Origin of the sequence: Streptomyces sp. NPDC088746 (assembly GCF_044751065.1) — a bacterium.
In the GTDB taxonomy this organism is placed as follows: Bacteria; Actinomycetota; Actinomycetes; order Streptomycetales; family Streptomycetaceae; genus Streptomyces.
This window is the reverse complement of the sequence record NZ_JBIVLA010000004.1, coordinates 290,974-310,668: the sequence shown is the minus strand read 5'-3', so window position 1 is coordinate 310,668 and position 19,695 is coordinate 290,974. Positions and strand designations below refer to the sequence as shown.

The 19,695-nt window shown below is 73.1% G+C and carries 20 protein-coding genes; 8 read left to right on the top strand and 12 right to left on the bottom strand.

Features of this window, described 5'->3' with window-relative positions:
• Window positions 1-37 precede the first annotated feature (37 nt).
• The 5 genes from ACIP63_RS20370 to ACIP63_RS20350 all read left to right on the top strand — a co-directional run bounded on the left by ACIP63_RS20370 (window position 38) and on the right by ACIP63_RS20350 (window position 5,459).
• Window positions 38-577 (top strand): hypothetical protein, encoded by a 540-nt coding sequence (locus ACIP63_RS20370; protein ID WP_401517393.1) that lies wholly within the window; start codon window positions 38-40, stop codon window positions 575-577.
• Window positions 578-770: 193 nt separating this feature from the next.
• A complete protein-coding gene (locus ACIP63_RS20365) occupies window positions 771-1,940 on the top strand; it encodes a polyprenyl synthetase family protein (RefSeq protein WP_401517391.1) in 1,170 nt (389 codons plus the stop codon).
• Entirely contained in the window at window positions 1,937-3,472 is a 1,536-nt protein-coding gene (gene crtI / locus ACIP63_RS20360; protein WP_401517390.1) for a phytoene desaturase family protein, read from the top strand. The genes ACIP63_RS20365 and crtI overlap by 4 nt, the downstream gene beginning before the upstream one ends.
• Entirely contained in the window at window positions 3,469-4,455 is a 987-nt protein-coding gene (locus tag ACIP63_RS20355) for a phytoene/squalene synthase family protein (RefSeq protein ID WP_401517388.1), read from the top strand. Before crtI ends, ACIP63_RS20355 begins: the two co-directional genes overlap by 4 nt.
• The gene (locus ACIP63_RS20350) at window positions 4,452-5,459 is read left to right on the top strand and encodes a DUF5914 domain-containing protein (protein WP_401517386.1); all 1,008 of its coding nucleotides are present in this window, start codon (window positions 4,452-4,454) and stop codon (window positions 5,457-5,459) included. Before ACIP63_RS20355 ends, ACIP63_RS20350 begins: the two co-directional genes overlap by 4 nt.
• A gap of 3 nt (window positions 5,460-5,462) precedes the next feature.
• On the opposite strand, the gene ACIP63_RS20345 is transcribed toward ACIP63_RS20350, so the two are convergent.
• The 6 genes from ACIP63_RS20345 to ACIP63_RS20320 form a co-directional block, all read right to left on the bottom strand.
• Complete coding sequence (locus tag ACIP63_RS20345) at window positions 5,463-7,025, bottom strand: FAD-dependent oxidoreductase (RefSeq protein ID WP_401517385.1); 1,563 nt, start codon at window positions 7,023-7,025, stop codon at window positions 5,463-5,465.
• The gene (locus tag ACIP63_RS20340) at window positions 7,022-7,756 is read right to left on the bottom strand and encodes a class I SAM-dependent methyltransferase (protein ID WP_401517383.1); all 735 of its coding nucleotides are present in this window, start codon (window positions 7,754-7,756) and stop codon (window positions 7,022-7,024) included. Before ACIP63_RS20340 ends, ACIP63_RS20345 begins: the two co-directional genes overlap by 4 nt.
• Window positions 7,753-8,961, bottom strand: a complete 1,209-nt coding sequence (locus ACIP63_RS20335; RefSeq protein WP_401517381.1) for a lycopene cyclase family protein — start codon at window positions 8,959-8,961, stop codon at window positions 7,753-7,755. The genes ACIP63_RS20340 and ACIP63_RS20335 overlap by 4 nt, the downstream gene beginning before the upstream one ends.
• Window positions 8,958-10,223: an NAD(P)/FAD-dependent oxidoreductase gene (locus ACIP63_RS20330; RefSeq protein ID WP_401517379.1), complete on the bottom strand. Its 1,266-nt coding sequence runs from the start codon at window positions 10,221-10,223 to the stop codon at window positions 8,958-8,960. The genes ACIP63_RS20335 and ACIP63_RS20330 overlap by 4 nt, the downstream gene beginning before the upstream one ends.
• Window positions 10,224-10,360: 137 nt before the next feature.
• Entirely contained in the window at window positions 10,361-10,591 is a 231-nt protein-coding gene (locus ACIP63_RS20325; protein ID WP_401517377.1) for a DUF2945 domain-containing protein, read from the bottom strand.
• Between the two features lie 105 nt (window positions 10,592-10,696).
• The gene (locus ACIP63_RS20320; protein WP_401517375.1) at window positions 10,697-12,220 is read right to left on the bottom strand and encodes an alpha/beta fold hydrolase; all 1,524 of its coding nucleotides are present in this window, start codon (window positions 12,218-12,220) and stop codon (window positions 10,697-10,699) included.
• Window positions 12,221-12,302: 82 nt separating this feature from the next.
• On the opposite strand from ACIP63_RS20320, the gene ACIP63_RS20315 reads away from it, so the two are divergent.
• On the top strand, window positions 12,303-13,262 hold the full coding sequence (locus ACIP63_RS20315) for a MerR family transcriptional regulator (protein ID WP_401517373.1): 960 nt from the start codon (window positions 12,303-12,305) through the stop codon (window positions 13,260-13,262).
• A gap of 19 nt (window positions 13,263-13,281) precedes the next feature.
• On the opposite strand, the gene ACIP63_RS20310 is transcribed toward ACIP63_RS20315, so the two are convergent.
• Both ACIP63_RS20310 and ACIP63_RS20305 read right to left on the bottom strand, forming a co-directional pair.
• Window positions 13,282-13,875 (bottom strand): short chain dehydrogenase, encoded by a 594-nt coding sequence (locus ACIP63_RS20310; protein WP_401517372.1) that lies wholly within the window; start codon window positions 13,873-13,875, stop codon window positions 13,282-13,284.
• 106 nt (window positions 13,876-13,981) lie between these two features.
• Complete coding sequence (locus tag ACIP63_RS20305; RefSeq protein ID WP_401517370.1) at window positions 13,982-14,410, bottom strand: hypothetical protein; 429 nt, start codon at window positions 14,408-14,410, stop codon at window positions 13,982-13,984.
• A 156-nt stretch (window positions 14,411-14,566) separates the two neighbouring features.
• Here ACIP63_RS20305 and ACIP63_RS20300 point away from each other — a divergent pair, with 156 nt between their 5' ends.
• Complete coding sequence (locus ACIP63_RS20300) at window positions 14,567-14,854, top strand: DUF4190 domain-containing protein (protein ID WP_401517368.1); 288 nt, start codon at window positions 14,567-14,569, stop codon at window positions 14,852-14,854.
• Window positions 14,855-14,917: 63 nt separating this feature from the next.
• Here the strand turns inward: ACIP63_RS20300 and ACIP63_RS20295 are convergent, their stop codons facing one another.
• The gene (locus ACIP63_RS20295; protein WP_401517366.1) at window positions 14,918-16,129 is read right to left on the bottom strand and encodes a phosphatidylserine/phosphatidylglycerophosphate/cardiolipin synthase family protein; all 1,212 of its coding nucleotides are present in this window, start codon (window positions 16,127-16,129) and stop codon (window positions 14,918-14,920) included.
• A 183-nt stretch (window positions 16,130-16,312) separates the two neighbouring features.
• Here ACIP63_RS20295 and ACIP63_RS20290 point away from each other — a divergent pair, with 183 nt between their 5' ends.
• The gene (locus ACIP63_RS20290; protein WP_401517364.1) at window positions 16,313-17,488 is read left to right on the top strand and encodes an epoxide hydrolase family protein; all 1,176 of its coding nucleotides are present in this window, start codon (window positions 16,313-16,315) and stop codon (window positions 17,486-17,488) included.
• A 38-nt stretch (window positions 17,489-17,526) separates the two neighbouring features.
• On the opposite strand, the gene ACIP63_RS20285 is transcribed toward ACIP63_RS20290, so the two are convergent.
• The 3 genes from ACIP63_RS20285 to ACIP63_RS20275 form a co-directional block, all read right to left on the bottom strand.
• Window positions 17,527-18,063 carry an isochorismatase family cysteine hydrolase gene (locus tag ACIP63_RS20285; protein WP_401517363.1) on the bottom strand — a complete coding sequence of 179 codons (537 nt, stop codon included), beginning with the start codon at window positions 18,061-18,063 and terminating at the stop codon, window positions 17,527-17,529.
• A gap of 133 nt (window positions 18,064-18,196) precedes the next feature.
• Window positions 18,197-18,568, bottom strand: coding sequence for a VOC family protein (locus tag ACIP63_RS20280; protein WP_401517361.1), 372 nt, complete (start codon window positions 18,566-18,568; stop codon window positions 18,197-18,199).
• A gap of 87 nt (window positions 18,569-18,655) precedes the next feature.
• Window positions 18,656-19,543, bottom strand: a complete 888-nt coding sequence (locus ACIP63_RS20275) for an SDR family oxidoreductase (protein ID WP_401517359.1) — start codon at window positions 19,541-19,543, stop codon at window positions 18,656-18,658.
• Window positions 19,544-19,695: the final 152 nt, after the last annotated feature.

The following is a 19,695-nucleotide window of genomic DNA, read 5'->3' as shown; positions in this document are numbered from 1 at the left end:
CCTTCCGGCCACGGCCCCGGGCCGCCATGCTGGAGCCGTGGCCGAGGACGCGAGAGCCGATGTCTTTCACTGGGAGATGTACCGGAACGACAGTCCGGGGCAGCGTGACCTCAGCTCCGGCATCGTCGTGACGATCGCCCACGTGCTGACCGTGGGCGCGATCTGCATGGCCGAGCCCGTGGCCGGGCTGATCCTCGGGGGCGTGTTCGCGCTCTTCTGGGGGAGCCTCCTGCTGCCGCCCTGGCTACGCGACCGCCGCTCCGTCGTGGCGGTGGACATCAGGCCCGGCCCGCCCGCGGTGGTGGTGCTGCGCAGGCGCAACGGCACGGAGATCACCCGTCCCCTCGACGATGTGACGGACCTGCGGCCGCTCACCGTGGGATACCGGTCCGTGGACGGCGGCGGCAGCAAGGTCCTGGAGCTCCGGGCCGGCCGGAAGGTCTACCGCACGCGGGCGGCGTTCAACCCGCCGGCGAACGACGTACGGCTGCTGGAGGACGCGCTGCGGAAGGCCCGTCCCGGGATACGGGTCCACCAGCACGAGGACCGCACGTCCTGGGTGTCCGACAGCGGCTGACCCCGTACAGAGGGTCGCCGAGCCCCTCCGCCGTGCACGGAAGTGCCCTCCTGCGCCGCCGTTCCGCCCGCCGTCCGGGTGAAGTCCGCTCCGAACAGCCCGGGCGACGGGCAGGCATAGAAGCATCCGCGGTCCTCGCGGCCGGAACCAGCGGTGGACGCGGAAGCGGACGACCGGGCGAAAGGGGCTGTCCATGCTCGGTCCACGGGCGACGCGGGCAGGCACAGGCGGAGGCGCTGGGCCCCGCCCCGGCCTCGGCGGAGGCCCCCTCCCGGGCGGTCTCCCGCACCCGGCGGACGAAGCGGCCGCGGCCGTCGACGCCGTCCTCGCGGAACATCTGCACACCAGGCTCCGGGAGGCCCGGCGCGTGGACGCCGTGTTCGCCGAGGAGGTGGCCTCCCGGGTCACCGCGTTCGTCCTGAACGGCGGCAAACGGCTGCGGACGGCCTTCGTCCGGTGCGGATGGCTGGCCGCCGGGGGCTCCGGCGACCCCGGGACCCCGCTGCGTATCGGCGCCGCCCTGGAACTGCTTCAGGCCTGCGCACTGATCCACGACGACGTCATGGACGAGTCGCCGGTACGCCGGGGCGCACCCGCCGTGCACGCGGACTTCGCGCACATGCACCGGACGAGCCGCATGCGCGGATCCGCCGCGTCCTTCTCGGGGACCGCCGCGGTGCTCGCCGGAGACCTGGCGCTGGCGTGGGCCGACGATCTGTTCACCGAGACCGCCCTGGCCTCCCCGTACGGCGAGGAGCTTCACCGGGAGTGGCAGGCGATGCGCGGTGAGATGGTCGCCGGGCAGTACCTGGACATGCGGGCCCAGGCGACCGGCTCGCCCGACCTCGACCGGGCGAGGAACATCGCGACGCTCAAGAGCGCGCTCTACACCGTGGAGCGGCCTCTCGCGCTGGGTGCGGCACTGGCGGGCGCCGATGCGCGCGTCATGGACGGGCTGCGGGCCGCCGGGCGCTGCGCGGGGCTCGCCTTCCAGCTGCGTGACGACCTGCTGGGTGCCTTCGGGGACCCGGCCGTCACCGGAAAGTCCTCGGACGAGGACCTGCGGGCGGGCAAGCTCACCTGTCTCCTGGCCGTCGCCCTCCGGCTCGCCGACGAATCGGGCGACACCGAGGCCCTGGCCGTACTCGGTGCGGAAGGCGGCGGTGGAGCGACGGTCGACCGGATGCGTGCCGCTCTGGAACGTACCGGCGCGCGGTCGGTGATGGAGGAGGAGATCGCCGAGCTCTCGGCGTCGAGCCTGCGTCACTTCGCGGACGCCGGGACGGACGCCCGTGCCCGGCGGGAGTTCGCCGCACTGGTGGCCAGGGCCGTGGGCACCCCCCATGACGGGGAGGGCGCGTGAAAACCGTGGCAGGCCCTACGGACCATGTGGTGGTGGTCGGCGCCGGCCTGTCCGGCCTCGCCGCCGCCCTGCACCTGCTCGGCGCGGGACGCCGGGTGACCGTCGTCGAACGGGGCTCCGGCCCCGGGGGCCGCGCGGGCCGGGTGGACCTCGGCGGATACCGGATCGACACCGGGCCGACGGTGCTGACCATGCCGCACCTGGCCGACGAGGCCTTCGCCGCTGTCGGGGACAGCCTCCACCGACGCGTGGAGCTGATCCCACTGCATCCGGCCTACCGGGCCCGCTTCGCGGACGGCAGCCGGCTGGACGTCCATACGGACGGCGACGCCATGGAGGCCGAGGTCCGCCGCTTCGCCGGGGGAGCGGAGGCCGCGGGGTACCGCAGGCTGCGGCGCTGGCTGGAGGCGATGTACCGGGCGCAGATGCACCGCTTCATCGACACCAACTTCGACTCGCCCTTCCAGCTCCTGCACCCGGACCTCGCCCGGCTGGCGGCCCTGGGCGGCTTCGGCCGGCTCGACCCGCAGATCGGCAGGTTCCTCTCGGACCCACGGCTGCGCCGGGTGTTCTCCTTCCAGGCGCTGTACGCGGGAGTCGCCCCGGCCCGTGCCCTCGCCGCCTACGCGGTCATCGCCTACATGGACACGGTCGCGGGCGTCTGGTTCCCCAAGGGCGGCATGTACGCACTGCCCCGGGCGATGGCGGACGCGGCCGCCGACGCGGGAGGGGAGTTCCGCTGGTCGGCCGAGGTGACCGGGCTGGAGCGCGCCGCCGGGCGGGTACGGGCCGTCCGGCTGGCCTCGGGCGAGCGGATCGCCTGCGACGCGGTCGTCCTGACGCCCGACCTCCCCGTGGCCCACAGGCTCCTGGGCCGCGCACCCCGGCGCCCCGTGCCACTGCGTCACGCGCCGTCGGCCGTGGTCCTGCACGCGGGCACCGACCGCACCTGGCCCGAACTGGCGCACCACACGCTCTCCTTCGGTGCCTCCTGGGAGCGCACGTTCGACGAACTCACCCGGTCGGGCCGGGTGATGAGCGACCCGTCGCTGCTGATCACCCGTCCGACGACGCACGACCCCTCACTGGCCCCGGAGGGCAGACACCTGCACTACGTCCTGGCCCCGTGCCCCAACACCACGACGGGCCCGTCGGCGGGCACCTGGCGTGGCCTGGGGCCGCGCTACCGGGACGCCCTGCTGGCGGAGCTGGAGCGCCGGGGGCTCGACGGCTTCGAGGCGTCCATGGACCGGGAGCTGCTGATCACGCCGGTGGACTGGACCGCCCAGGGCCACGCGGCGGGCACCCCGTTCTCCGTGTCACACACCTTCGCGCAGACCGGCCCCTTCCGGCCACGCAACCTCGTACGCGGCTACGACAACGTCGTCCTCGCCGGGTGCGGGACCACACCCGGGGTGGGCGTGCCGACCGTACTCGTCAGCGGCAAGCTCGCCGCGGCCCGCGTCACCGGCCTCCCCTCCGCGAAGAGCGCGCACCGCAGACCCCCCGTCCTCGAAGGGCAGATCCGATGAACCACCGTGAACTGGACGCCGCAGGGATCACCGGGCCCGCCCTGCGCGCCGCGTACGCCCGGTGCAGGCGGCTGAACGCGCAGCACGGCCGGACGTACTTCCTCGCCACCCGGCTGCTGCCGCTCGAACGCCGCAGCGCCGTCCACGCGTTGTACGGCTTCGCCCGGTGGGCCGACGACATCGTGGACGACCTGGACCGCCGGCAGCCCGCCACCGAACGCGACCGTCTGCTGCGTCTGCTGGAGAGCGACCTGGCCCACGGGCTGCGTACCGGGGGCGGGGAGGAGCCCGTGGTCAAAGCCGTGGCGGACACCGCACGCCGCTACGCCATCGACCACGGTCTGTTCGCCGACTTCCTGGTGTCCATGCGCAGCGACCTGGCCGTCACCGACTATCCGACGTACGCCGATCTGTGCGCCTACACGCACGGTTCGGCAGGGGTGATCGGCCTCCAGATGCTGCCCGTGCTCGGGACGGTCGTGGCCCGTGAGGAAGCGGCTCCGCACGCCGCGGCGCTCGGCGTGGCCTTCCAGCTGACCAACTTCCTGCGGGACGTGGGCGAGGACCTGGACCGCGGGCGCGTCTACCTGCCGGCGGACCTGCTCGCCGCCCACGGCGTGGACCGCCGCCTGCTGGAGTGGAGCCGCCGCACAGAGCGGCACGATCCGCGCCTCCGGGCCGCATTCGCCGAAGCCGACAGGCTGATCCGCTCCGTGTACCGGGAAGCGGAGCCGGGCATCGCCATGCTGGAGCCGCGGGCGCGTCCCTGCATCCGGACGGCCTTCGTCCTGTACAGGGGCATCCTGGACGCGATCGCCGCCGACGACTACCGGGTGACACACCGTCGCGCCGTGGTGCCACGCCGGCGGCGGGCCGCCACGGCGGCGGGCGGACTCGTACGGATCCTCGGGGCGCGGATGCGGACCCGCCCGCCCGCCGCGGTGCCGGAGACGGCCGCCGGGGCGGAGGGATCCCCGCGATGAACACCCGGCGGAGAAGCGGGTCGTGGACGTCACCCCTGCGGGTACGGCGCGCGCCCCGCTGGGACCGGCAGGCACCCACCTGGCGCGAGGCGAAGCCCACCGTGATCGCCGAGGCACTGAAGCGGGCCACCGCCCGCCCCTCGGGCAACTGGTACGCCGTCGGGGCCTCCCGGGCGATCGGGGCGCGGGACCGCCCGTGCGGCCGGACGATCGCCGGACTGGAAGTCGTCCTGTGGCGCTCCGAGGACGGGGCGCTGCGCGCAGGCCCGGGGGAGTGCCCCCACCTGGGGGCCCCGCTGCGCGACAGCCGCGTGGTGTGCGGGACGCTCCTGTGCCGGTGGCACGGCCTGGCCCTGGACGGCGGGCCGTTCGCCGGGTGGGAGCCGTACCCCGTGTACGACGACGGGGTCCTGGTCTGGGTGCGGCTGGACCGGGCCGGGGGAGAGCCCCCGCTGGAGCGCCCGGTCGTGCCGCCGAGGCCACGGCCGGTGGACGCCGTGGACGCGGTGTTCACGGCCGTGGGCCGGTGCGAGCCCGAGGACGTGGTCGCCAACCGGCTCGACCCCTGGCACGGTTCGTGGTTCCACCCGTACGCGTTCGTCGGCCTCAAGGTGGCCGGCACCCCCGAGGACGGCGGGGGTGACGGGTTCGCCGTCGATGTGTCGTTCAAGGTCGCCGGGCGCCTGGTGGTGCCGGTGCGGGCGGTGTTCACCGCGCCCGGGCCGCGCACGGTGGTCATGCACATCACCGACGGGGAGGGTGCCGGGTCGGTCGTGGAGACCCATGCCACGCCGCTCACCGCGCCCGGCGCCGCGGAACCGCGGACAGCGGTCGTCGAGGCCGTCGTCGCCGCCTCCGACCGGAGAGGATTCGCCCTGGCACGCGTTGCCGCGCCCGCCCTGCGCCCCCTGGTGCGCCGGACCGCGGGGCGGCTCTGGCGGGACGACCTGGCGTACGCCGAGCGCCGGTGGATGCTGCGGAGCACCGGGCGCTTCCCCGGCTGACCGTCAGCGCCGCGCGGCCAGGCCGGCGAGGGCGCGCAGGACCCGGGAGCGCCCGGCGCGCGGAACGGTCCAGAGCACCTGCCCCCGGACGCCCCAGCCGGCGAGGAGCGCGTTGGCGGCCAGGAAACCCGAGGTCGCGGCCCGCTCCATCAGGGCGACGGGGAGGCCGGTGCGGACCAGGTCGCCCGCAAGTACGACACCGGGGTGAGGCGTACGCACGGCGGGCCGCCGACCGTAGCCGCCCACGGGGAAGACGGGGCAGTCGGCGCGCCATTCATGGCGGACGTCGACCACTCCGGCGTCCACGGTCTCGGGATAGACCTCGTGCAGCCGGTCGAGCATCCGGCGCTGGACCTGCTTCCGCTCGGCGCGCTCATCGACGGCGTACGCGTGGAGTTCCACCACGGAGCCCCCCGTCCGCGCCGCCCAGCGGGCCGACTCGCCCTCCCAGCGGTTCAGGACGCTGACGTTGTCGAGCCCGTCGAAGCCGCTGGTGCCGAGGAACCCCGCACGGTCCCCGCGCACGGGCCGGTCGAGCCACAGCCGGGACACCAGGAACGGCGGCGCCGTGCGCAGGGCAGCGATGTCCGCACGCCAGGACGCGTCCCCCAACCGCTCCGACGCGCCCACGACATGGCGCAGGCCACGGGTGTCCAGGGCGAGGACCACGGCGTGGTGGCGGTCGGCCGCCCCTTCGGTCTCCACGGTCAGGTCCCCGCCGGCGGCCGGCCGGACGCGGTGGACCGGGGTGCCGGTGCGCACCTCGGCGCCGAGCCGCCGCAGATGGCCGCCCAGCGGTTCCCAGAGCGCCTGGGGGAAGGGCTCGCGCGGCACGTCGAAGAGGAGTCCCTCGGACGACCCGAGGAAGTAGATGTGGAACATCAGCAGCAGTTCGGCGGCGGACAGTTCGCGCGGGTCGGCGAAGAAGCTGCGGGAGAACACCTCGAAGGCCAGGTGGTGGGCCGCCTCGGGGAAGTTGATCCGGTGCAGGAACTCCTCGGCGCTGACCCCGTCGAAGCGTTCGTACACCTCGGGGACCCGCACGTCGAGGAGCGGCAGGGCCTCGCGGGGGTTCATCGCGGCGAGGTCGCGCCAGCCGAAGGCCGGGCTGAGTGCCACGAATCCGAGCGCGCTCCACGGCGGGGTCCTCGGCACGCGGGCGAAACTGTCGGACATCCCGTCCCGGTGTCTCAGCGGATAGTCCGGCAGCGGGGTGAGCGCCGCCAGCCCGGGATCCGAACGGCGCAGCAACCCGCGCAGGTTGTAGTACTGCCGGAAGAACGCGTGGAAGCCGCGGCTCATCGTCACCCCGGAGCCGTCGGCGAGGCGGACCGGCCACCCGGCGAGACGGCCGCCGAGCGTCTCGCCCTGTTCGTACAGAGTCACCCGGACACCGCGTTCGGCGAGTGCGGTCGCCGCCGCGAGCCCGGCGATGCCGCCGCCGATCACCGCGGCCGACGGCGCGTCGCCGGTGAAGCGCTCACGCCCGGGTTCCGGCAGGAGCACCTCGGCCCGGCGGTCACGCCCGTGCCGGGCGGGTCCGGGGCGGCGCCTGCGGGAGCTCATGACGCCTCGGGCCGTTCGCCGTTTACGCCGCTCCGGGCCAGGAACACATGGACGATCCCGGTCTGCCAGCCGCCGACGGGCACGGTCCGCACGAAGGGGAAACCGGCCCGGGCGATCCGTCGCTCGAAGGCGGGCGCCGTGTCGAACGCCAGGACACTGCGCCACAGGTGGTGGTACAGCGCACGGTCACCTGTCAGCGTGCCCGCCGGGACGATGACGCCCCGGCAGACCGTGTTCCACACGGCCCGGTGCACGGGCGAGCCGCTGAGGCTGTACTCGTGGACCAGCAGACGGCCACCCGGCCGCAGGAGAGCGCGCACGGCTTCGAGGACCGCGCCGGGTTCGGCCACGTTGCGGAAGAGATAGGCGGCGAGGACGGCGTCGTACGAGCCGTCGTCGTCGGTGGCGGCGAGGTCCTCCGCGGAGCGGTGCACGAAGCGGACGTTCGCGGGCCAGCGCTTCGCACGCGCCCGCTCCAGCATGCCCGCGGAGGCGTCGACCGCCGTGATCTCGGCGTACGGGGCCGCCCGCAGCAGCGCCCGTGTGGAGGCTCCCGTCCCGCAGCCGAGATCGAGCACCCGCTGTCCCCTTCCGCCGCTCGGCAGCCGGAGCCGGTGCGCCGAGCGGAGGAGGTCGGAGCGGTAGCCCGGATTCAGCGCGGTGAGCCGGTCGTACGTGTGCGACGCGTGATCGAAGGCGTGGGCCAGATCGCGGTCCCGCAGGAGGGTCATCGGGGGCTCTCTTCGGATCGGCCGGTGGCCCGGCGGGTGAGGAAGGGGAGTTCGGCCGCGGTGCGGAGCATCGGGCCCACGGGCGTACGCAGGCCGATCCCGAACTCCTCCCACGGCGTGCTCCCGCCGTCGAGGAAGCGCAGCAGCCGCTCCATGGGGATGCGGCGGAAGAGGTCGGTGAAGAAGCGCGGCCCGTCCACACGCCCGGTGTCGAGGGCCCGGAGCAGCACGGCGTCCATGGCGAGAGCCCTGCGGCCGTGCGGCGGCGGCACCCCCGGGGACCCGCTCCGCAGGGCAGCGGCGATGGCCCGGCTCTGGCGCTGCACGGCCGCGAAGGTGTAGCCGGTCGCCGGGCGGGTGGCGCCGCCGGCGGCCCCGATACGGAAGACGGCGCGGCCGGTCCTGCGGGGGAAGCGCGCGTCAGTCATGGGGATGACACCCTGCTCGGCCGACTCCACCGCGAACCGGCCGAGTCGCAGGACCTCGCCCGTGTACTGCCGCAGGGCCGCCTCGTACGCGGCAGTCGTGAGCGGGGCACGGGAGAACTCGGTGTACTCCACCAGCGCCAGGTCCGGTGCGAGCGGCAGCACGTAGCCGAACGCGAGGCCGTGGCGGGGCTGCGGGACCCGGAAGTCCATCAGGTCCGCCACGCCGGGGTCGAAGCGGGGGAGGGCGGTGCGCACGAACCATCCCCGGAAGTGCTGCAGCAGCAGGGTGCGGTGCGGCGGTGTACGTCGCACGGGCCGCGAGTCGAAGACGTACCGGCCGCGCAGGGTGAGCGGTCCGCCGTCGCCCGTCGTGCAGCACACCTCGGCGCCGTACGGCGTGTCGCGCACCTCGTGTGCGGTGGCAAGCACGACGCGGGCCACCGGGCTCGCCGCCAGCCGGGAGTGGACCAGCCGTTCGAAAGGGCCGGAGCGCACCATGCGGTATCGCAGGGGTGCGGGGGCCGCCTCGATGACGCCGCCGCCCGGCTCCCGCACACGCAGCCGCTCCCAGGAGGCGACGACGGCGTCCTCGAACTCGCCGGTGCCCGCCTCCCAGTAGCACCAGGTGCGCTCCGGTGGGCGCAGTGGCCCGTCGGGGGCCTCGACCAGCGTCACCGCCGTACCGCTCCTGACGAGCCGGTCGGCCAGGCAGAGTCCGGCGGCGCCGCCGCCCACGACGACGGCGTCGTCCACGCGCCCCCGGAAGCGTCCGCTCACGTCCCGGGGGTCCGCGCCGCCGCACGGTCGGCCAGCACCTCGCGCGCCGCCCTGCTCCCGGAGGCCAGCGCGCCCTGCACCGAGCCGGTGGCCCGGTGGTCCCCGCAGACGTACCGGCCCGGCGCGAAACGGGTCGTACGGCTCAGGGGCCAGGGGGGCCGCATGGCGGGCAGAGCGCCCTCCACCGTGTACGCGGCGACCGTGTCCCACGTGCTCGTGTCCACGTCGTACAGCTCCGCCAGGCGTGCGCGGACCGTCGCGTCCCCGCCGGGCGGGCCGGAGCCGAGCACGGAGGTCGACATCAGCGCCGTGCCCGGGGGAGCGTAGGTGGGGGCGACCTCGGTGAGGACACAGCTGTTCAGGACGGCGAGGCCGCTGTCCACCAGGAGGGTCGGCTCGGTCAGCGGTGACCGCTCGGCCGCGTGGTAGTATGTCGTCACCGTACGGCTGTCGGGCACCGGCAGGCCGGGCAGCAGGCGGCCGGCCGTCGCGGAGTCGGTGGCCACCACGACGGAGGCGGCCGGCCGCTCGCCGCCGTCGGCCAGGAGCACCCCGAACTCCGTGACCCCGGCGACGGCCGTACCGAGCCGCAGGGCGCCCTCCGGCAGCCCGGCGGCGAGCTGGGCCGGTACGGAGCCGATGCCCCGGGCCGGCAGGCAGAGCGTGCCTCGCGCCATGCTGCGCCAGACCAGGTGGAGGAAGCGCGCCGAGGTCTCCAGCCCCTCCTCCAGGAACACCCCGGACAGGAACGGCCGCAGCAGGTCCTCGATCGCGCGCGGCGACAGCCCGGCCCGCACGAGCGCTTCCGACGCGGTGCGGTCGGGCATGCGTCCCAGGCGCTTGGCGGGCAGCAGGACGTCACGCGCGGTGAGTACGCCGAGGGCGGCGAGGTCACGGGCCGGGAGAACACGTCCGGGCAGCAGCCGTGCCGCGTCCTCCGGCCGCCGGGTGGGGTCCGTGACCCGCACCCGCCCGGCGGGCGTACGGGCGATGAGACCGGGGGTGAACGGCCGCAGGCGCAGCGCGCGCAGGTCGAGGCGCCTCTTCACCTGTGGGTAGGAGGTGTTGAAGACCTGGAAGCCGCGGTCCAGGAGGAATCCGTCCTTGCGGTCCGTGCGCATCCGGCCGCCCACTCCGTCGGAGGCCTCCAGCAGCTCGACGCGGAGGCCGGCGCCGCACAGGTCGAGCGCGCAGGCCAGTCCCGCCAGGCCCGCGCCCACGACGACGGCGTCCGGTGCCGGCGGGTGCTGTCGGTTCGTCATCCGTGTCCCTCGCCTCGGTCCCCGTACGGCTGACGGGGTGTCAAGCCGATCACGTTCCGGGCTCCGAAGCCAGCAGCCGCCACGGGGACCGCCTCTTCGTGTGACCCGACTGCCCGCCCGCGGCCCCGTTCACCGGATCAGGAGCCGCCGCGCCTCTTCCGCAGGGCGCCGGGCCGGTGCACCGCGGACCGGCCGGACTTGTCGCTCTCCACCTCGTACTGCGGTTCCTCCTCGGAGGCGTCGACGGTGCGCCCCGCGGCACGGGTGCGGTCCGTGTGCTTCTCGGTGACCTTGCCCGTCACGTCCTGGCCGTGGCTCTTCCAGGCCACCTTGTCGCCCTTGCTCAGGTTGTCCTTCTTCTTCGTCACAGCAACCTCCTCGAACGGACGGTCGATCCCAGCGGCATCCACTCCAGGGTCGTCCAGATCGCACGGCCCCGCACCCGCTCGTTCGCCGTTCCCGGGGAGACCGGCTCACGCCGTCAGATGACGCAGAACGCTGCCCATGGCGCGGTGCACGGCGTCGCGTGACTCGTCGGTGCGGTCGATCGTCTCGAAGGCGTGGTGCCCGTTCGGCACGTCGACCACCTCGATGTCGGCCCCGCACTGCGATGCGGCGGTCAGGAACTCCTCCACGGTGACCGCGATGTCGGCGGTCTCCAGCCCCGCCCGGACGAGTACGAGAGGCAGGGACCCCGCGTGTGCGACAGCGTCCGACGGGTGGAACCGCCGGTCGAGCCGCCCCCAGTTCGGCAGCGGCGCCATGATGGGGTAGTCGGCCGCGAGGCAGCGCAGCCAGGACGGGGGCTTCGCCATCCAGTCCGCGGTGAGCGGGCCGCTTCCGGAGAAGAACCACAGGGCGACCCGGTCCGGGTCCACCCGGGGATCGGCCCGGACCCGTGCCACCGCGTCCGCCACATCGGAGGCGGCCCGCTCGTAGTCGGTCACGGCGTGCAGACGGTGGTCCAGGGTCACCCCCATCACTCCGTGGCCGGCGGCGTACCGGGCGTATCCCGTGAGGACCGGCCAGTCCCGGGGGGTGGGGCGCGCCTCGGCGGGCACCGGGCCGCCGTGGACGAACACCACCGCCGGACGAGGGCCGTCGGTGCCGGGCGGCAGATACAGATCGATGTTGTCCGTCCGCTCGCGGGGCAGCTCGGGCACGTCCAGCAGGAACGGCAGCAGGTGCGAGGGGGGCTTCGTGGCGTCCACCGGAGTCAGCCGCTGCCCCTCGCCCGCCGCGGCGTCGAGCAGCGTCACCGCCAGTGCCGTGGGGCTCGACAGCATCGGCCAGTGACCCGTGGGCAGTTCGAAGAAGGTGACTCGGGGGCCGGTCAGCCCCCGCAGGCTGGGTTCGCCGAGGTCCACACGGGCCTGGACCGTCGCGATGCTCGCTCCGTTGCCGGTGCACAGCACTCCGGTCATGGGCACCTCGGCCGCCGCACCCGTCAGCCGCAGTGGCTGGAGCAACGTGCCCAAGGGGTGCGGCGAGGCGAGTGCGGTGAGCCGGTCGAGCGCCGTGCCGGGCACGTCGGCGGTGCTGCCCCAGAGGTGCCACGTGTCACGGGCCGGAGGCGGCAGCGCCGCGCCGGGCGTCCCGGCCTCGGCGGCCCGCAGCGCCTCCTCGCGCGTCCCCCGGTCGGGCACGGCGGCGAGGGCCGGGACACCGTCCTGGGGAAGCCCCGAGTCCAGGTACACGATCCGGGCGACCGACCCCGCCCGCCGGTCGGCGGCTCCCACGGCCGGATGGATGCCGTAGTCGTGGCCGACCAGCACGACCTCCCGTCCCGCCCCCTGTCCGACCGAGTCGATCACCGCGAGGACGTCCGCGATGTGCGTCTCCAGGCCGATCTCCGTACCGGCGGGCGGGCGGGCCCCTCCGAGCCCGGTCAGGGCCACCGCATGGACCTCGGCACCCGCCGAGGCCAGCCGCGCAGCCGTCTCGTCCCACACGTGCGGGCCGGTGAACACACCGGACACCAGGATGAACGCGGTCATGGTCTCTCCGTAAGGTGTCGGCCGGCCCGATCGGCCGGCCTTCTCGCGGGTACCGTAGGAACTCCCCCTGAGGGAGGTTCAAGTGTTCTCGTCGTACGACGGACTGTGCGGCATCGGCGAACTCGCCGAACGGGCGGGAGTCAGCGTCAAGACGGTTCGCTTCTACTCCGACAACGGCCTGCTGCCCGAGGCGTCCCGCAGCGCCGGCGGCCACCGCAGGTACGGCCCCGACTCCCTCGACCGGCTGCGCATGATCCGCTCCCTGCGCACCATGGACCTGCCGGTCTCCGCGGTGCGCCGCGTCCTGGACGAGGAGGAGAGCGCGGGGCGTGCGGGCGGAGCCCTGGAGGACGCCGTCGCCGGACAGTTGCGCGAACTGGGCTCCCAGCTGAGGGCGCTGCGCTGGCGAGAGGCGGCGCTCCGCTCGGTGCAGGAGTGCCCGGCGGCCGAACGCCCGGACCGGCTGCGCCTGATCGGCGCCGTGACCGCGCCGCCGGACACCGCACCCCTGGCCCGCTTCTGGCGCGGCTGGCTGCCGCCGCGCATGCCGGCCAGGGCCGTCACCGCGTTTCTGGAGATCGCGGTCCCGCAGCCGCCCGAGGACCCCCGTCCGGCGCAGGTGCTCGCCTTCGCACGGCTGTACGCGATGGTCTCCCGCCCCTGCGACGGCGACGAGCCGACCCAGCCCCACGCGCACAGAGCCGCGGGAGCCCGTGAGTCGGCCGTGCTGTACGCGGGCCTGGCCGAGGCGTACGACCTCGCGGCCACCGAGATGCGCCGGGGCCAGGCGCCCTGCCCGGGGGAGGCGCTGGACGCCTTCGTGGACGCGTACGCGAGCGCCGGGAACACGGCGGACACCCCGGGCTTCCGCCGCGCCCTCGTCCGGCAGCTCGCCGCCGACCCGCGCATCGACCGGTACTGGGAACTGACGGCAGAACTGGTCAGCCCACCGGCGGGCCGGCCCGAGCCGACACCCGGGTCCGCGCATGACTGGCTTCTCGCCGCCCTGGCGTCCCGGCCGGGGGCCGCGCCGACCGTCTAGAACCGTCGAGCGGGCTGGTTCACGGACGTACGGTCAGGCCCTGCGCGGTGCCTTCCACGACCGTCACATAGGCACGGGCGACCTCGGAGACGGGCGTGCCGCCCGCCCCGTCCGCCCCCATGCGCTCCAGGGTCTCCCTGATCCAGCCCGGGCTGATGAGATTCAGACGTAGATTCCTCGGCAGCTCAGGAGCCGCGTTGCGGACGAAGCCCTCCAGGCCGGTGTTGACGAGCGCACCCAGCGAGCCGCCGGACAGCGGGGCGGAGAAGGTGCCTCCGGTCAGTGTGACCGAGCCGCCGTCCCGCAGATGACGTACGGCACGCCGGGCGAGTGCGACCTGGCCCAGCAGCTTGCCCCGCACCCCGTCGGCGAACTCCGCGTCCGTCACCGAGGCCAGATCCACCAGTGGGCCGTTGGCGGCGCAGCACACCACCGCGTCGAGGTCCGGGAGGTCACCGAAGAGCGCGTCCAGCGAGGAGGGGACCTCCAGGTCGACCTTCACCGGGCCGCCACGGGAGGCCCTGACGACCTGATGAGGAGCGTCAGACGCCTCCAACGCGCCGGCCACGGCACCACCGATCGTCCCGGTCGCACCGATCACAAGTACCTTCATGCCGCCGATCATGTCAGTGGGGCCTGCTCCGGCGCCCGGAAATACTCAGGACGGCGTCAGCCGTGGGGGCGGACGCACCGTCCGCCCCCACGGCCGTCCCGCACTCTCACTGCGGCCGTCCCAGCGCCCAGCCCGACACATCGGCCAGACGCCCGCGCCAGAGGGGCAGCCGCAGGGACCCTGTCCCGCCGAGGACCAATGTGGCGTCCCTCAGATGAATCCAGCGCGGCAGCTGCGTGGTGCCGTCCCCGGTGTGCAGCTCTCTGATCCCCTGGTCCACCGTCTCCGGGAACTCCGCTATCAGGTTCGCGCCCTCACCCTCGACCTGGCGCAGGCTCCGCGCCCAGTCCGCCTTCCACGCCTCATGGCCGATCACGTCTCCGTGGAGTACGCCACCGGCCAGGGTGAGGGTGATCGGCAGGCCGGACCGCATTTCTCTGTCCAGTAGTTGGATCAGCAGCTGGAGCTGCAGATCGGGCACGGGCTCCGTCATCACCGCGGTCGTCTCCGGCCGTGTCTCGACAGACTCGCTCATGGACCACTCCCTTCACCTGACAAGCGGCAGGTGACAGCCCGTATGCCCCGGGCGGCAGCCGTCACACCCCCAGGAACCGGGTGATTGGGGCATCGCAAGAGGGGCACCCGCACTTCACCGAAAGCACACAGCACGATGAACCGACGGGAGAGAGTGATGTCGCACTACGACAGTTCGTCCATGGCCACTCCCAGGTCCGGGACCAATGGTCTCGCTGTCGCGAGCCTGGTCTGCGGAATCGTGGGGCTCGTCTTCTTCAGCGTGGTCCTCGGCCCGGTCGCCATCGTTCTCGGCGCCCTCGGCCTGCGTCAGGTGGCCGCGAAGGGCGGTGCCGGGATGGCGAAGGCCGGACTCGTCCTCGGCATCATCGACGTGATCCTCTTCGTCGTCCTGATGGCCGTGGCCGCCTCGTCCGGCGGCTTCAGCTGGTACGTCGGCGGCTGACCGGCCGCGCGGCAAGCACCCAGGCGCCACCACGGCTCGTGGTGGCGCCTCGGTGCGTACGCGTCACAGCCACCGGCGGATCGGCAGCACCGCTGCCTCCCGGATCCTCTGCGCGGGCGAGCGGCGCTTCCACCGCGCGCCGTCGATCAGGGTGCTCCGCTCCACGTCCTCGTCGAAGTGACCGTCGAGCGTCGCGGTGAACTCCCGGTCAAGGACGGCGAGCATCACCTCTTCGTCGTGGTCGAGGGAGCGGCGGTTGAAGTTCGTCGACCCGATCAGTGAGGCGATGCCGTCCACCGTCAGCGTCTTGGTGTGGAGCATGGTCGGCTGATACTGGTAGATCTTCACACCACAGGCGGTGAGCTCCTCGTAGTAGTGCTGCCCGGCGAGCCTGCACACGCGCTTGTCCGTGTGCGGCCCGGGGAGCAGGATCTCCACCTCGACGCCCCGGCGGGCCGCGTCGCACAGCACACCGATGAAGTACGCGTCGGGCGCGAAGTAGGCCGTGGAGAGCCGGACCCGCTCCTCGGCGGACTCCAGAACGACGCGCAGCAGGGTCTGCATGTCCTGCCAGCCGAAGCCGGCGGAGCCGCGCACCACCTGGACCACGGCGTCACCGTGATCCGTGGCGTCGACGAACCTGTCCCGATCGGTGAACAGCTCGTCGTGGCACTCCGCCCAGTTCTGCGCGAACGCGGCGGCCAGTCCGTCCACCGCCGGGCCCCGCACCCGCACATGGGTGTCGCGCCACTCCTTCTCGTCACGGGCGTCGCCGCACCATTCCTCGGCTATCCCGACCCCACCGGTGAACGCCGTCTCCTCGTCCGTGATGAGGACCTTGCGATGGCAGCGGTGGTTCTGCTTGAGCGGCGAGAGATACAACGGCTTGCGGAACCACGCCACCTCCACCCCGGCCTCGTCCATCATCGCCAGCTGGTCCTTCTCGATGAGCCGCGAGCCGAACCCGTCCAGCAGCAGCCGCACCCGCACTCCGGCGCGCGCCCGCTCCGACAGCGCCTCGGCGAACTCGAGGGCGATGTCCCCGCGCCAGTACACGAACGTCATCATGTCCACGGTGTGTTCCGCACCACGGATGGACTCCAGCATCGACGCGAAGATCTGGTCCCCGTTGCGGAGCGGAACGAGCTTGTTGCCCTCGGTCGCGGCGATGCCGATCAGACGTTCCAGCCGCCGCCGGAGCCGTTGCGCCCGCGCGGCGTAGAGGTCGGCATCGGGTCTGTCGTGCGTGGACCGCTCGTCTATGTGGCTGGACATCTCTCACCTGGTGGACCTGGGGCGACTGGGCAGGGCGACTGTACTCCTGAGGAGCGCGCACCCCGCTACGGACCACCGGGCCCGGCCACCCGCGGGCGGGCGTACGGCTCCGGGGCCCGACGCGCGACGGAACACTTCCGGCTTCCCATCCACGGCGCGGCGGCGGCCTTCTAGGATGCGTCCATGCCGGAAGCCCAGCCCCGCCCCGAGCCGTTCGTCCAGCAGACCGACCCCGCCGCGCTCGAAGACCTGCGCACGCGGCTGCGCGCGACGCGCTGGCCCGACGCGCCCGAGGACGCCGGGTGGTCGCTGGGGACCGATCTGGCCTACCTCCGCGAACTCGTCGCCTACTGGGCGGAGGACTTCGACTGGCCGGCGCAGGAGGCGGCGCTCGCCCGGCTTCTCCGCTTCCGTGTTCCGCTGGGCGGCCTGGGGATCCACTTCGTGCACGCCAGGGCCGTCGCGCCTGCGGGGCAGCCCTTGCCGCTGGTCCTCAGTCATGGATGGCCGGACTCGTTCTGGCGCTACTCGAAGGTCATCCCGCTCCTCACGGACCCGGGCGCGCACGGTGCGGATCCGGCCGACGCGTTCGACGTGGTCGTGCCCGACATTCCCGGTTTCGGATACTCCGACCGCCCCGTCGGGCCGCCCCTCGACTCGATCGCCGTAGCGGGCCTCTGGGCCGAGCTCATGACCGTCCTCGGCTACGAGCGGTTCGGCGCGGCGGGCGGGGACCTCGGCAGTCACGTGAGCCGCTTCCTGGGCCTGGACCACCCCGAACGGGTCGTGGCCGTCCACCGTACGGACGGCGGCCTGCCGAGGTTCACCGGCGACCCGGCAGACCTCGCGCCGGAGGAGCGGGCCTGGATCGAGTCCGCCACGGCCTGGGGCGGGACCGAGGGCGCGTACGCCGCGATCCACCGGACGAAGCCCCAGACAGCCGCCTTCGGGCTCCACGACTCACCGGCCGGCCTCGCTGCCTGGATCCTGGAGAAGCTCCGGGCCTGGAGCGACTGCGGAGGTGACGTCGAGCGGAGCTTCACCAAGGACGAGATCCTGACGAACATCACGCTCTACTGGCTGACCGGCACGATCGGGTCGTCCATGCGCGTGTACCACGCGAACGCGGCCGTCCCGCCCGCACAGTATGAACGGAGGGTCGAGGTGCCGTCGGGCTTCTCGATCTTCTCCGGAGACGTCGTCCGCCCGCCGCGGGCGTGGCTCGAGCGCACGACGAACATGGTGCGCATGACCGAACCCCCGCGTGGCGGCCACTTCGCGCCGTTCGAGGAGCCCGAGATCTACGCGGAGGAGCTCCGGGCCTTCTTCCGCCCCTACCGCACGGCGGCGACGGCCTGAGGGCGACGAAGAGGAGTGGTACCCGCGGGAGCTGGACATCAGAATTCGACGTCTGCGGCCTTCCGGATCGACGCGCCCATGTTGCGCTCCATCATCTGGAGGGAAGCCTTTGCCAGATCCGGATGGATATGGGCCACGGCGTCGTCGGGAATCGTCACGCTCAGGTGGCGGATGTGGGCGTCGAGGGCGGAGTACAGGACGCACTGCTCGGTGACCTGACCACAGAGGATCACACGGCCGACGTCCAGCTGCGACAGAAGGTAGGTGAGCGGCGTCTCGTAGAAGATCGAGTGCCTGGCCTTCACGACGAACAGTGATTCGTCGTCCGGCAGCACGGGCTCCACCAGCTCGCTGTGCGGCCCCGACAACGTCGTGTCGATGATTTCGCCGTGGTGGGACCGCCACTCCCCGAAATTGTCATTCACGTAGATCACCGGCACAGCCCCGTCACGGGCGCGCTCGATGAGGTCCACGATGCGGGGGAGTGCCTCGCGTACCGAGGGAATGAGGATCTCGGCATCCGGGTGGCTGTAGGTGTTGAGCATGTCGATGACGATGAGGGCACTTCGGCTCATGGTTCCTCATTCTCGTCGTGCCAGGGCGCGAGGCGCGGCGGCGACACGAACCGTCGGATCCGCGGGCTGCCCCCGTGGCCGGGGCGCGGGCGGCCGCTTCCGGCAGGCGGCCGCCCGGACGCGCCGAGGGGCGTCACTGCCAGCAGAGACAGAACGGATGCCCCGCCGGGTCGGCGTACACGCGGAACCTGCGCTCACCGCCCCGGTCGTCGAGGTCCAGCGGAGTCGCACCGAGCGCCAGCACCTCCTCCTGCGCGCGCTCGACATCCGGTACGTCGAAGTCCAGGTGTGCCTGCTGCGAGTTGCGGTCTCCGCGCGGCCACTCCGGCGGCCGGTGGTCGGCCGCCCGCTGAAACGCGATGTGGGCGCCGCCCGGCACGCGCAGGTCGTACCAGTCGTCGTCGTACTTCTTGATCTCACCGCCCAGAACGCCCTGGTAGAAACCGGCCAGGGACCAGGGGTCGCGGCAGTCGAGAGCGACGAGGGTGTACGTGGCGATGGGCATGTGTCCCGTCCTTTCCGTCGTGTCGCGCGTGAACCTCCGTGCCCCGCGCGGTGCGAGGCGGCCACGCCGAGCGTGGCGGCGTCACTGTCAGGGCAGTGGCGTACCGCCGGTCGCGTTCATGATCTCGCCGGTGATGAACGACGCGTTCGAGGACGCGAGGAAGACGAAGGCCGGCGCCATCTCGGCGGGCTGCGCGGGCCGGCCCAGCGGGCTCTGCTTCCCGAACTCCGTCGTGTCGGGCATGGTCGCGGGGATGAGCGGCGTCCAGACCGGCCCGGGGGCGACGGCGTTGACGCGGATTCCGTCGGACGCCAGCATCTGGGCGAGCCCCTGGGTGAAGGTGACGATGGCGCCCTTGGTCATGGCGTAGTCCAGCAGATGAGGGCTGGGCTTGTAGGCCTGTACCGAGGTGGTGTTGATGATCGAGCCCCCTGCCGGGATGTGGGGCAGAGCGGTCTTGCACAGCCAGAACATCCCGTACAGGTTGGTACGCACCACCCGGTCGAACTGGGCGGTCGAGATGGCGGCGATGCCCTCGGGCTGAGACATCTGGTAGGCGGCGTTGTTCACCAGGACGTCGATGCGTCCGAACTCCGACACCGCCCTCTCGACGAGGGCCCGGCACTGCTTCTCGTCACGGATGTCGCAGGCGACCGCCACCGCCCTGCGGCCGGCTTCCTCGACGAGCCGGGAGGTCTCCTCCGCCTCGCTCTTCTCGGCGGGCAGGTAGGTGAACAGCACGTCCGCGCCTTCCCGCGCGAAGGCCAGGGCCACAGCCCGGCCGATGCCGGAGTCGCCGCCCGTGACGACCGTCCCGCGGTCGAGCAGGAGACCGTTGCCCCGGTAGGAGTCCTCACCGTGGTCCGGCCTCGGATCCATCGCGCCGGTCCGGCCCGGATGCTCCTGCTCCTGTTGAGGGAAATCGGGCTGCGGATGGCGCTGTGTCGGGTCCTGCGGCTGTTCGGCGTCTGTCACCGGCGTCTGCCTCTCTCCGTCGACGGCTACGGGCGTGCTGCCATGTGCCGCCGCGTTCCCCGCAGGCGGCTGGTCAATCATCTCGGGCGGATGAGCGGCGGGCATGTCGGGCGGAGTGGCCTCAGCGGAACCACGGAGACTGTAAATTCGAA

Coding starts and splice junctions, on each gene's coding strand:
- ACIP63_RS20365 (WP_401517391.1), top strand. CDS start 771: ATGCTCGGTCCACGGGCGACGCGGGCAGGCACAGGCGGAGGCGCTGGG.
- ACIP63_RS20330 (WP_401517379.1), bottom strand. CDS start 10,223: ATGACGAACCGACAGCACCCGCCGGCACCGGACGCCGTCGTCGTGGGC.
- ACIP63_RS20345 (WP_401517385.1), bottom strand. CDS start 7,025: ATGAGCTCCCGCAGGCGCCGCCCCGGACCCGCCCGGCACGGGCGTGAC.
- ACIP63_RS20350 (WP_401517386.1), top strand. CDS start 4,452: ATGAACACCCGGCGGAGAAGCGGGTCGTGGACGTCACCCCTGCGGGTA.
- ACIP63_RS20355 (WP_401517388.1), top strand. CDS start 3,469: ATGAACCACCGTGAACTGGACGCCGCAGGGATCACCGGGCCCGCCCTG.
- ACIP63_RS20290 (WP_401517364.1), top strand. CDS start 16,313: ATGCCGGAAGCCCAGCCCCGCCCCGAGCCGTTCGTCCAGCAGACCGAC.
- ACIP63_RS20300 (WP_401517368.1), top strand. CDS start 14,567: ATGTCGCACTACGACAGTTCGTCCATGGCCACTCCCAGGTCCGGGACC.
- ACIP63_RS20295 (WP_401517366.1), bottom strand. CDS start 16,129: ATGTCCAGCCACATAGACGAGCGGTCCACGCACGACAGACCCGATGCC.
- ACIP63_RS20320 (WP_401517375.1), bottom strand. CDS start 12,220: ATGACCGCGTTCATCCTGGTGTCCGGTGTGTTCACCGGCCCGCACGTG.
- ACIP63_RS20305 (WP_401517370.1), bottom strand. CDS start 14,410: ATGAGCGAGTCTGTCGAGACACGGCCGGAGACGACCGCGGTGATGACG.
- ACIP63_RS20310 (WP_401517372.1), bottom strand. CDS start 13,875: ATGAAGGTACTTGTGATCGGTGCGACCGGGACGATCGGTGGTGCCGTG.
- ACIP63_RS20280 (WP_401517361.1), bottom strand. CDS start 18,568: ATGCCCATCGCCACGTACACCCTCGTCGCTCTCGACTGCCGCGACCCC.
- ACIP63_RS20340 (WP_401517383.1), bottom strand. CDS start 7,756: ATGACCCTCCTGCGGGACCGCGATCTGGCCCACGCCTTCGATCACGCG.
- ACIP63_RS20285 (WP_401517363.1), bottom strand. CDS start 18,063: ATGAGCCGAAGTGCCCTCATCGTCATCGACATGCTCAACACCTACAGC.